General features: G+C 49.5%; 10 protein-coding genes and 1 pseudogene. 8 read left to right on the top strand and 3 right to left on the bottom strand.

All coding sequences use genetic code 11. The annotated features are described in order from the left end of the window. Positions 1–27 precede the first annotated feature (27 nt). The 6 genes from corA to BWI93_RS07425 all read left to right on the top strand — a co-directional run bounded on the left by corA (position 28) and on the right by BWI93_RS07425 (position 7,318). Entirely contained in the window at positions 28–975 is a 948-nt protein-coding gene (corA, locus tag BWI93_RS07450; protein ID WP_094809782.1) for a magnesium/cobalt transporter CorA, read from the top strand. Positions 976–1,042: 67 nt separating this feature from the next. After that, complete coding sequence (locus BWI93_RS07445; protein ID WP_094809780.1) at positions 1,043–4,123, top strand: PVC-type heme-binding CxxCH protein; 3,081 nt, start codon at positions 1,043–1,045, stop codon at positions 4,121–4,123. A 156-nt stretch (positions 4,124–4,279) separates the two neighbouring features. Next, positions 4,280–5,014 carry an outer membrane beta-barrel protein gene (locus BWI93_RS07440; RefSeq protein WP_094809778.1) on the top strand — a complete coding sequence of 245 codons (735 nt, stop codon included), beginning with the start codon at positions 4,280–4,282 and terminating at the stop codon, positions 5,012–5,014. A gap of 96 nt (positions 5,015–5,110) precedes the next feature. Continuing rightward, a complete protein-coding gene (locus BWI93_RS07435) occupies positions 5,111–5,734 on the top strand; it encodes a porin family protein (protein ID WP_094809776.1) in 624 nt (207 codons plus the stop codon). 71 nt (positions 5,735–5,805) lie between these two features. Then, entirely contained in the window at positions 5,806–6,786 is a 981-nt protein-coding gene (locus BWI93_RS07430) for a bifunctional heptose 7-phosphate kinase/heptose 1-phosphate adenyltransferase (protein WP_176454157.1), read from the top strand. Between the two features lie 46 nt (positions 6,787–6,832). Further along, positions 6,833–7,318, top strand: coding sequence for a hypothetical protein (locus BWI93_RS07425; protein ID WP_094809774.1), 486 nt, complete (start codon positions 6,833–6,835; stop codon positions 7,316–7,318). 68 nt (positions 7,319–7,386) lie between these two features. Here BWI93_RS07425 and hemE read toward each other — a convergent pair. Further along, a pseudogene (hemE, locus tag BWI93_RS07420) lies at positions 7,387–8,417 on the bottom strand (uroporphyrinogen decarboxylase). A gap of 367 nt (positions 8,418–8,784) precedes the next feature. Here hemE and yihA point away from each other — a divergent pair. Beyond that, positions 8,785–9,330, top strand: a complete 546-nt coding sequence (yihA, locus tag BWI93_RS07415) for a ribosome biogenesis GTP-binding protein YihA/YsxC (RefSeq protein ID WP_369679121.1) — start codon at positions 8,785–8,787, stop codon at positions 9,328–9,330. A gap of 226 nt (positions 9,331–9,556) precedes the next feature. Further along, entirely contained in the window at positions 9,557–9,994 is a 438-nt protein-coding gene (locus tag BWI93_RS07410) for a DUF5606 domain-containing protein (RefSeq protein WP_094809772.1), read from the top strand. Positions 9,995–10,063: 69 nt separating this feature from the next. Here the strand turns inward: BWI93_RS07410 and cysM are convergent, their stop codons facing one another. Both cysM and BWI93_RS07400 read right to left on the bottom strand, forming a co-directional pair. Beyond that, positions 10,064–10,936 (bottom strand): cysteine synthase CysM, encoded by an 873-nt coding sequence (gene cysM / locus BWI93_RS07405; RefSeq protein WP_094809770.1) that lies wholly within the window; start codon positions 10,934–10,936, stop codon positions 10,064–10,066. A gap of 144 nt (positions 10,937–11,080) precedes the next feature. Beyond that, entirely contained in the window at positions 11,081–12,349 is a 1,269-nt protein-coding gene (locus tag BWI93_RS07400; protein WP_094809768.1) for a vanadium-dependent haloperoxidase, read from the bottom strand. Position 12,350 lies beyond the last annotated feature (1 nt).

Genomic DNA, 12,350 nt, shown 5'->3' with positions numbered 1-12,350 from the left:
AACGAATCAGTATAATAGCAAGCAGACGTGGTTAGAATTTACTACAAGGAAGGAAAGCAAATCCGGCGGGAAAACGATGTGAAGGAACTGGGCCATCTAAAAAATGTGATCTGGATTGATTTACAGTCGGCTAGTCAGGAAGAAGAGGAATGGGTAGAAAATAAATACACGGTTAGTTTTCAGACCCCCCAGGAAATCGTAGAAATTGAAAGTTCCGCCCGATTTTTCGAGCAGAATGATGCGTTGAATGCCAACTCTAACTTCCTGAGTATTGATACCGAAGGCTTCCGTACCTATCCGGTTTCAATGATCCTGCGGAATGGTATCTTGTTTACCTACCGACGGGGCGACTCGAAGACCTTTGCTGATACGGTAAAGCGAATGAAAGTCACCGGTGACGAAACCTTTCAGATTGGAGCCGACATTTTCATTTTATTGCTGGAAACCCGCATTGAAACCGATGCCGATTTGCTTGAATCTATTTCAAGGGACGTTTCCTTACTCTCAAAATCGCTGACGGCCGACCAGAAACCACGTCAGGAAGTACTGATTCGTATCAATACGCTCCAGGAAAATACCATGTTACTGCGGGAAACCATCATTGATAAACAGCGGGTACTTTCCAACGTACTCCGAAGTTCCCTGTTTCCTGATTCGCACCGGGAACGCCTTCGGCTGGTATTGAAAGATATTAGTTCACTGCTCGAATATTCCACGTTTAACTTTGAACGCCTAGAGTATCTTCAGAACACGTTTATGGGTCTGGTCAATCTGGAGCAAAACCAGATCATCAAAATCTTTACGGTGGTAACGATTGTTTTTATGCCGCCTACGCTCATTGCGGGCATCTACGGAATGAACTTCGATCACCTGCCTTCCACGGGTTCGCCAATTGGCTTCTGGCTGTCACTGGCCTTGATGATGCTCTCCTCGCTGTCGGTACTGGGATGGTTCCGACGTAAACACTGGATTTAATCAATTTTTGGTTCTATCTTTTCTGCCTTGTAGTACGAACAAAACTTTAAACAATACCTCTAAACGAATGAATACGCATCCTTTCTGGAGTAGACCGGCTCGCTGGGGGCTGGCTTTTTCGCTGGCCGGAGGGCTCTTTTCGCTGCTTGCCGTGCAGCAAAATCCCGTATCCCGAACCATCAATGCTCTAATGGATTCAGTGCTGACGGATGCTCAGAAACGACTGCCCGAGAATGCCCTGCGAACGCTAAAAACCGTAGATGGGCTGGAGGTGCGAACCTACGCAACCGAACCCATGCTACAGAATCCCACCAATATGGACGTGGATGAGCGAGGTCGCGTCTGGATTACCGAAGCGTATAACTATCGTCCGGCGATTAATGGTAACCCCACGACGGATAAAGGAGATCGTATCGTCATTCTGGAGGATACGAATGGGGACGGTAAAGCCGACGTCCAGAAAGTCTGGTATCAGGGGCCGGAACTGAATGCTCCCTTGGGCATTTTGGTACTGGGCAACAAAGCGATTGTGTCGCAAAGCCCCTATGTCTGGTTGTTTGAGGATACGGATGGCGATGACAAGGCCGATAAAAAAACGGTTATTTTCCAGGGAATTGAGGGCGAGCAGCACGACCACGGTATGCACACCTTCGTCTTCGGACCGGATGGAAAACTGTATTTTAACTTCGGAAACGAAGGAAAGCAGTTGCGGGATGCGAAGGGAAATCTCATTAAAGATCAGGATGGCGACCCCATTCAGACGGGAAATAAAAACAAGTACAAACAAGGCATGGCGTTCCGCTGTGACCCCGATTTTACGAACATAGAAGTACTGGCTCATAACTTCCGAAATCCGTTTGAACTGGCCGTAGATAGTTACGGAACCGTCTGGCAGTCCGACAACGACGACGATGGTAACAAAGGCGTACGCATCAATTACGTCCTGGAAGGGGGCAACTATGGCTACACCGATGAAATGACCGGAGCCAACTGGCCCGCCAGCCGTACCAACGAAGAAAAGGAAACGCCCCTCAAACACTGGCACCTGAATGACCCCGGCGTAGTACCTAACCTGTTGCAAACCGGCAGTGGTTCGCCTACGGGGATGGTCATTTATGAAGGCGATTTGTTGCCCGCCGTGTACCGAAATCAAATGATTCACTGCGAACCGGGGCACAATGTAGTCCGGAGTTATCCCGTAACACCGAGCGGAGCGGGGTATACTGCAACTATTGAAAATTTACTCAAAAATGACGGCGACCGCTGGTTCCGGCCTTCGGATGTTTCGGTAGCTCCCGACGGTTCTTTACTCATTGCCGACTGGTACGATCCGGGTGTGGGTGGTCACCAGGCGGGCGACCAGACGCGGGGCCGGGTGTACCGCGTGGCTCCGACCAACCAATCGTATACGGCTCCCAGCTATCAGTACAATGATCCCAACGGTGCTTTGATGGCCCTGCAAAGTCCGAATATGTCAGTGCGGTACAAGGCCTGGAATGCATTGATGAAGCTAGGAGATCAGGCCGTCCCAGTACTTGAAAATCTCTGGCACTCGGACGCGAATCCCCGCATGCGGGCTCGGGCGTTCTGGGTACTGGCCAAAATGAAGGGACAGCCGTACGTCGAAGAAGCCTTGAAAGATGCCAACGCCGACTTGCGAATGGCGGGTTTGCGGGCGGCTCGTCAACTGAACCTGAACGTGCTGGGGTACGTCCGTCAACTAGCGAAAGACTCGAACCCAGCCGTACGCCGCGAGTGTGCTATTGCCCTGCGGCATCAGAAGGCCCCCGAAGCCGCTGAACTCTGGGCTTCGTTGGCGGATCAGTACGATGGAAAAGACCGCTGGTATCTGGAGGCCTTAGGCGTTGGAGCTGACCGGCAGTGGGATAGTTACTTTGCGGCATATACGAAATTGCATCCGAAGCCGACGGCAACGGCCGCTGAAAAAGACATCGTTTGGCGGGCTCGTACGGATCAGGCCATTCCTTATCTGTACCAACTCATTACGGATGATCAGTTGTCGTTATCGAACGAACGGCTGCGGTACTTCCGGGCCTTTGATTTTCACCAGGGAAAAGTGAAATCAGAAACACTGGTGAAATTGTTGCAGGGCAATTCGACGCGTCAGGCGGAGTTGACCAAGCTGGCCTTGATGCACCTGGATGCGGATTTCGTTCGAAATAATCCAACTGCCAAAGCCACGTTACGTAAGCTAATGGCTACCCTCAACAACGGTGAATACCTGGTATACGCCACCCGCTACAGTTTGCCCGAAGAAAATCCTAAATTGTTGCGAACGGCTCTCGATCCGCTGGACGAAAACCTGGGCCGCATCGCGATGAATCAACTACTCGTGCAGGGTGGTGGCTCGCAGGTAAAGGCGATCTTGTACGGTAAAGACGAAGCTAAAATCCGAAAAGCTTTGACGGCTCTACGGAAGGTGGGTACGAAAGAATCCATCAGTTACCTGTCTGCTCTGGCTCTGGATAAGCGTCAGCCGAAGTGGGTACGGCAGTTGGCTACCCGTAATCTGGGCGGCTCAATGATGGGCGAAGACGAAATTCTGGTTTTACTCAAGGGTGGTAAAATCGAAAAAGAATACATTACCTATGCCGTACAGGGGGTGGCTAACGCCTGGCGAAAAGCCGTAAGTAAGGAAGCCGCCAGCTACTTAAGCGGCGAAACGACCACCGGAAAACCACTGCCCAAAATCGATGAATTACTGGCTCTGCAGGGAGACGTTCAGCGGGGGGTTAAGGTATTTGCTCAGAACTGTGCCATTTGTCACCAGGTCAACGGTCAGGGAGCAGATTTTGGACCGAAACTCTCGGAAATTGGCTCTAAACTACCGAAAGAAGGGCAGTACATGGCCATTCTGTATCCTTCAGCGGGAATTAGTTTCGGCTTTGAAGGCTGGGAAGTTCAACTGAAAGATGGTTCTTCGCTGGCGGGTATCGTAGCCAGTAAAACCGAATCAGACCTGGATTTAAAATATCCCGGTGGGACGAGCCAACGCCTGAAAATGACGCAGGTGAAGAGCATGAAGCAACAGGCCGACTCCATGATGCCTTCCGGACTGCACGAAAACCTTAGCAATCAGGACTTGGCGGATTTGGTAGAATACTTGATGTCACTGAAGAAAAAATAAACGTTTGTAAGTAGAAAAACCGGGAATGCAAATTTCCGGTTTTTTTGTGAGCTGGGTATGTCAAGTATAAAAGGGTGGAAGAAGTAGCCCGCATTTTCTCGCCATTCCCGATTCCTTTTGTTTCTTTGCGGTTCGAACACGTAGTACTTCCTTCACATGAAAAAAGTCTGTCTACTGAGTATTTCTTTGTTTTTGTCTTCCCTTTCTGTCTTTGCCCAGCGTGAAGCTGACCCGCGATGGGTGTTTATGATGGGATTAAGCGGTACGGACATGAGCCGTAGCTTAGTGCCCAACACTGGCGATCCCATGATTAAACCCGCCTTTACGTTCGGTTTTGCCCGTAATATTGAACTGGTTCCTAAAATGATAGGCATCAACGTAGGGCTGCGATACAGTCCGCGGGGCTACTGGTCTGAACAACGGTCTCCGGAAAGAGAATACACGTATGGTGATAATAATACTTTCCGGTTTGCTGACCGTACCCGCAGCTGGAATGCCCTGCATTACCTGGACATTCCGCTGGATGTAGTCCTTCAGGTGGGAGGCGAACGCACGAAGTTTTATGCGTCAGCCGGAGGGTACGTAGGCTACGGCTTTTACGGAAAAAATAAGGTGCGTTTTAACAAAGTTGGTTTTGCTGCTGACTCCAGTCAGGCCGGCTTTGAGCCCGTACAGACCTATCACCGGGTAAACGTAGATCCTTTTAAAGAAAGCCTGAAACGTCTGGATTATGGCATTAACGTCTCGGTAGGGATTCGCCGGAATTATACGGTATTGGGTCTCACCTATAGCCAGGGATTAGCGAACGTATCGAATCTGGCCCGCAACGGGTCTGTTTCCAACCGTTCGTTTGGACTATTCATCAAATACTATTTTGACGACGCATTCTAAACAAAAAGACGTTTGTCAGACTTGTATGTTCGAATCCTTATGGAGGTTATCTGCTGAAGAAGGACCTCTCTTTTGTCATCTAATCCACGATTTTGTATGAGATATTTGGTTTGGGTTTTTGTTCTGCTGTTTCCAGCGGCTGTCTGGGGACAGAGTAAATTAATATTCAAAGCGGGTGGTAATGTGTCCAGTATGAGTCAGGCATTGAGTTCGGAGCTGGATGCCCCGATTTCAAAGGCGGGTTTTCACGCGGGCCTTGGTTCCGATATTCCACTGGATGCGAAAAATACACTCAGTATTCAACCCACTTTACTGTTTGTTCAACGCGGATACATTGCTGATTTTAAGGTAGGAACGCGGAGAGCGACAACGACCCTGAATTATCTGGACTTGCCCGTCAATTTGATGTGGAAAATCGGTAATGAGGAAAAGAATACGAAATTCCTACTCTTTGGCGGGGGATACGTAGCCTGCGGCATTGGCGGCAAAACCCGTGAACGCGAAAACGGAAGCGTACAGAGCGAGTACAGCATTCGGTATAACTATGATCTGCAACGGTTCGATTACGGCGTGCAGGGCGGCGTAGGCGTACAGTTTGATTACTTTCAGCTAACGGCCTTTTATCAGCAGGGACTGACGAATGTCTCGGACATGGCGACCAATGCCAAAAACCAGACGTTCGGTATCAGCTTCAGTTATTTATTTGACAACATTTTTTAGTAACCCCATTCGGCTTGCTTACCGAACGTAGGGTCCCGATCCCGGATGATGGATCACAGATCATTGAGAATATGTTATTACCAGCAGTCTTTGAGGCGTTTAATGAATTAAGTGTATTAGTGATCGGCGACGTGATGATCGACAGCTACGTATTCGGTCGCGTCGATCGTATTTCGCCCGAAGCTCCCGTTCCCGTCGTGGTCGCCCAAAACCGGGAGTTTCGTCTGGGAGGAGCCGGAAACGTACTTCTGAATGTACAGGCACTCGGAGCAAAGGCCATTGCCTGCTCGGTGATTGGGAAGGACTCCTACGGCGATGAGCTGTGTCATTTGCTGGAAAGTAAAGGACTCGCCACATTGGGAATTGTACGGAGTAAGGAACGCATTACGACGGTGAAAGAACGGATCATTGCGGGCAGTCAGCAGGTCGTACGGGTCGATACAGAAACCGACGCCCTGATTTCCAGTGAAGAACGCGAAGCGTTGCTGGTTAAAATCAGAGAGCTTGCCAGCAGTTGCCAGGTAATCATCTTTGAAGATTACGACAAAGGAGTCATCTCAAAAGAACTCATTGAAGCAGTCGTGGCAATGGCCCGCGAGCTGAATATTCCAACGGTAGTAGATCCGAAAAAGCGAAACTTCCTGCATTACAAAGGAACTACGCTTTTCAAACCCAATCTGAAAGAATTACGCGAAGGACTTAACATCAGCTTCGATGTACGCAAACCCGTTGAACTTGAATCTGCCGCCCAACAACTCAAAGAGGCCTTATCGCTGGATGGTACACTGATTACGCTTTCCGAACGCGGCGTCTATATTGATTTTCAGGAACAAAAATGCCATTTGCCCGCCCACATTCGTCAGATTGCGGACGTATCAGGGGCAGGCGATACGGTGATTAGTATCGCGGCCTGTTGCGTTGCCCTGGGGCTTTCACCTAAACAGATCGCGGGCCTTTCTAATTTAGGCGGTGGTCTCGTTTGCGAAGAAGTCGGCGTAGTACCCATCAACAAATCTCTTCTGTTATCCGAAGCCTTATTGGCTGAAGTATAGGTCGCTACGAACGCAGAAGGGACGTATGCATTGAAGACTTTTACGTATGAAAAATTACCTGTTGCTCTTGCTCGTATTGCTGGGTTTCGCCTGTGCCAAGACCAAGCCAGTTGAAGCCATTGGTGGGATAAAGCCCGTAGATATCTACACCCGGCTGGAAAAAGAAGGGTATACAACGCTTAAGAACATTGGCGGAAAATCAGGCAATAGCTGGACGAACCGGAAAAGTACGGATTCCACGGAGTACATGATCGTGACGATGAGTTCGGACGTGAATACCGTTGAATCGGTGAAGGCGACCGCAACGATTACGCCCGGCAAAAACATTCGCAATACACTTCCCTTTTTTGTATTGATCGGAACTTTACCCTACGACGGTGCGGATCCCTCGGGTGTGATTCGCTGGCTGGAGACGAATTTCGATACGAAAAAACAGATTGAAACGACCATCGGCGACGCTACCTTCACCTTGCTTAGTCCTTCGGCTTCTTCTCGCGTGCTACGCATTGAAAAGAATAAAGCTCTCAAGTAAATGGGGCATACAAAAAGCCCGTTCGTTCAATGCTGAACGAACGGGCTTTTTGTTGGTATCAAAATTGGTTAAAAACGAAATTCCTTCACGGTTTGGATGAAGCAGCGAACCTTATCCGGATCTGTATCCGGGTAAACGCCGTGGCCGAGGTTGGCGATGTGTTTTTGTCCACCAAACTGACGTAGCATGTCCTGCGTTTGCTGTTTGATCTCGTCAAAATCGCTGTAGAGTACACAAGGGTCCAGATTTCCCTGTAGCACCTTATCAGGAATCATTTCCCGACTTTCGGCAATGTCCATATTCCAGTCGAGTCCCACGACCGAACAATTGAGGGCATTCATTTCCCGCCGGGCAAAAAACGCACCTTTGGCAAATACGGTCACGGGGACCAACGCCTGAAGGGCCTCGCTGATCTGAGCAATGTAGGGTAGCGAAAATTCCCGGTACTGCTGCGGCGACAAAATGCCCGCCCAGGAATCGAAAATCTGCACCAGGTTCGCTCCGGCGGCTACCTGAGCTTTTAAGTAGGCAATGGTGGTATCGGTAATTTTCTGGAGGAGGCGGTGGGAGAGTTCTGGTTCCGCGTAGAGGTATTTCTTCGCTACCGAGAATGTCTTGGAGCCTTTGCCTTCCAGCATATAACAAAGAATCGTAAACGGTGCTCCAGCAAAACCGATGAGCGGTACGCGTCCATTGAGTTCTTTTTTGGTGAGTCGAATGGCATCCAGCACGTATTTCAATTCCACTTCTGGATCGGCTACTTTCAGTTTATCTACGTCTGCCAGGGTCTTGACCGTGGTAGGGAATACCGGTCCGCGAGCCTCGATCATTTCGTAAGGCAGGCCCATGGCTTCCGGCACCACCAGAATATCGGAGAAAATAATGGCCGCATCCACGCCAAGCAAATCAACGGGCTGAATGGTGACCTCGGCCGCCAGTTCGGGCGTCGTACATAAATGGATGAAGCTACCCGCCTGAGCCCGTACGGCCCGGTATTCGGGCAAAATCCGGCCGGCCTGTCGCATCATCCATACGGTACTCGTTCGACCTGTTCGCCCCGAGCGGCCCGTAAAAACAAATCATTCTGAAGGATTTCCATGCCACAAAGGTACGAGGGAGATGAGAGTTTGCAGTTTAGAGTTTAGAGTTTTCAATTGAGAACCGCTATGGTTTGAATCGATTGGCCAATGCTCTTTCGGATTTGCAATCCGAAAGCGATCTGCAAGGGATTGTTAAGCCCGTGCCTTACCAATGCACAGCAGGCGGGTTCCGGGTTACAAATCTGGAACAGCGAGACCATTTAACGCTCTTTCGGATTTACGATAGCTGAGTTGACTGGCGGTCATTCAACAACGCTAAACGGCTGCGGTAAGTACTTCAAACGCTAAGCGACAGGTCCTCCAAACTGAAAACTCTAAACGGAAAACTCCAAACTCACTCGTACCTTTGTAGGAAATTTGGAATCGATGAAGATTAAAGAAGCCGTTTTTCTGGTTAGTAATACCGATTGGCAAAAATGCCCCGCCCCCGACCGCCCCGAATATGCCTTTATCGGACGGTCGAACGTTGGTAAATCCTCGCTGATCAATTCGCTGGTACGGCGGAAGGATCTGGCAAAGACTTCCCAAACACCCGGTAAAACCCAATTGATCAATCATTTTTCGGTTGACAATTCCTGGTACCTGGTCGATTTACCCGGCTATGGCTACGCCAAGCTCAGCAAAAGTGAGCGGGAAAAGTTCGAACCCATGATTTTCGGGTACCTCGAAAATCGGCCTAATCTGATCTGTACGTTTGTGCTGGTGGATATTCGGCACGATCCGATGTCCATTGATCTGGAGTTTATGACGCAATTGACAGAAGCGGGGGTACCCTTTTATCTGGTGTTTACCAAAGCCGATAAACTGAGCAAATCCCAGGTAGAACCGAAGGTGAAAAAGTATCGCGATGGCTTTTTACAATTTTTTCGGAGATGCCGAAATACTTCGTCACCTCTTCCGTTGACGGAGTAGGCCGCGACGAAATTGCGGAAGCGATTGGAGAATTGAACGCGGATTTTCGGGGTGTTCGGCGGTAATCGGGCAAGGATTGGCTACTTTTGCGATTCCATTTACCAAAAAAGGTCAATGCCTTATACGTTGAGCCTTGGTAAGGAGCCATGATATTGCTTATAATCAAACGGTTATGAGGATATTATGTGAATACGGAAAAACAGTTTTGTCAAATAAATTCGATTCCATGGAATTGTTGAAAGAAATCGCCCATATCTCCGGAAAGCCCGGTTTATACCGCATTTTGAAGCCTACTCGTACGGGAGTTATTGTTGAAACCATCGACGAGAAAAAAGGCCGTACCGTTGTAGGAGCAAACGCCCGGGTTTCGGTACTGAAAGAAATTTCCGTATACTCCGATAGCGAAGAAGGCTCAAAACCCCTGCCGGATATTTTTGCGGCCATTCGCGAGAAACACGGCGAAAAAGTAGAAATCGACGCTAAAAATGCCAGCGAAACCGAACTGCGTGAGTTCCTAGGTGAAGTATTTCCGGAATTCGACCGAGAGAAAGTGTATCCTTCGGACATTCGTAAAATGATCTCCTGGTATAACCTGCTTTCTGCGTATCTGCCCGAAGTATTCGAGGTGAAGGAAGAAAATACGGAAGAAGAAAAAGCTGCGTAAGGTATTCCCTGGCACAAGAAAAAAGGCCGCGAAGAAATCGTTCTTCGCGGCCTTTTTCGTTAATACTGATTAGCCAAATAATTCACTCGAAAGGTACCGATCGCCCCGGTCGCAGATGATGCAGACGATGACGCCGCTTTCCAGTTCGGAAGCCAGCTTCAGAGCCGCTGATACGCAGCCACCGGAACTCATACCTCCAAAAATTCCCTCGACCCGGGCCAGCTGACGCGTCATCGCTACAGCGTCGGCCTCGGCTACATCCATGGTACGATCGACTCGACTGGGATCAAAAATTTTCGGCAGGTACTCCGTAGGCCAGCGGCGAATACCGGGAATGGACGATCCTTCAGTAGGCTGACAGCCGACGATTTGAATGTTCGGATTTTGCTCTTTCAGGTACAGGGAATTGCCCATGATCGTACCCGTTGTACCCATCGAACTGACGAAGTGCGTAATCGTGCCGTTGGTATCCCGCCAGATTTCCGGACCGGTACTTTTGTAATGAGCCAGGTAATTATCGGGATTCGCAAACTGATTGAGCTGGTAGTGGGTGCCCGCATCGGCTTTACTCTGGGCGTAATCGCGGCAGGCTTCGATGCTCTCCAGCAGCGTTACTTTCGCTCCAAAGGCCTCCATCGTTAATACGCGTTCGCGGGTCGAATTCTGCGGCATCACCAGCTCGATAGTCAAATCATACAGGCGGGCAATCATGGCGAGGGCAATGCCCGTATTGCCACTGGTCGCTTCAATCAATGAGGTATTAGATTGAATATCACCCCGTTCCAACGCACTGCGAATCATATTCAGGGCCGGACGATCCTTCACGCTGCCACCGGGATTGTGCCCCTCCAGCTTGCCAAAAATCTTAACCTTGGGATTGCTATGCAACCGCGTAATTTCCACCAGCGGGGTATTACCTATAAAATCGAGAAGAGAAGCCATAGAAGCGAATGTTATCGTCCGAATACTAACTGCGGGGCAAAGTAAAAGATTGCTCCTGAAAATACACGGATTAACTAGACTTTCCCTGATTCAATAGGAAGAAGCAATGGATTAACAGCCCCTAGTTACAGGTGGGTAACAACCTCAAAACGATTTGACGCCCGCTTTTTTCACTTTCGCGATGACAAACAGTCCAATGGCTTTTCCCTGTTCCTGGCCTTGTTCAATGGCATCCCGGTAATGAATTCCACCGTAGAGCCGGGAAATGGCTGCCTCTTCGGCCGCCTGCCGAAACGATTGAAACGATCGCGTAGGAAGATCAAAGATGACCTCCGTCGTATCCGTAAACGCAAAACGATCGCCCAGCAGGTATGTCAACACTTCGGAAACCGCCGTGGAAATGACGCTGTGACCGCTGGTATATTCGGGAAAGGGCGGGGTTTGTAACAGCGGTTGCCAGGTCTTATCGATTTGTTGCTGAATGTACGTTTCCGGACGAATCCGATTACTCCGGTATTTTTCATCCCAGCAGCTAATGAACGCGTCGTGCAGGGTCATGGCGGTTAAGGCCAGTACGAATACAGATCGGTTAAAGCTTAGCTTGGCCTGCGTAGTAGCGATACTGGTAATGTTCATCCAGTGCCCTCCGGGACTGATTTTCTTAAAACCAATCATCATGTGACCCGACGTATTGATCGCAAAGGGATTACAATCCCAGTAGGAGGCAATGAAACGATGTTCCGGACTCAGCGTTTTGCCTTCCTGGTAAACTTCGTACGCCAGCTTATAGAAATTACTGCTGGAATCCCTGCTGAACGGTACGGGACGTTTGGGTGCAAACTGACTACAGGAATCCATCATAAATGGACGAATGGTTTTCCAGTGCGGCTCAATCGCTTCAATGTATCCCGGAGGCGTGGGATACCAGTAACCTTCTCCTTTCACCGGACGGTAACGAAGTCGGGTACTGAGTTGGTTATAACGGTCAGTAAATGCATACGCAAGGACGTGTTTAGCCATGACCTGAGCAGCGGCAATGGCGGCATCAATGGCCGGTTGCGGCTGTCCTTCGGCGAGCCATTTTTCAATCAGTTTTTTCTGATCTTCCTCGAGCATGTAGCCCGAAGGAAGAATCAGTCGGCCCGTTTCCAAAATGCAGTAGGTAGCCGCCATAGCGTAATCGTACGACTGAACCGAAGACAAATCGGGCCTTTTGAAGTCACGGGCTAATCGGGTAGGCGAGGGGATTTTCGAATCATTTCGGGAGACAAATTCCTGAGCTCCCAGCAGGCAGTAGGAATAAAAACGAGCGGCTGCCGGAGGATTGACGACATCGTGAATCATTACCATGGTTACAGCAAAAACCGAAGGCTGTAAATGCTGGGCAGGGTTCGGTTTTTCCGCCCATACCATG

This window comes from Siphonobacter sp. BAB-5385, from assembly GCF_002261125.1.
Taxonomy (GTDB): domain Bacteria; phylum Bacteroidota; class Bacteroidia; order Cytophagales; family Spirosomataceae; genus Siphonobacter.
The sequence above is the reverse complement of the archived record's forward strand: the minus strand, read 5'-3'. Positions and strand labels throughout refer to the sequence as shown.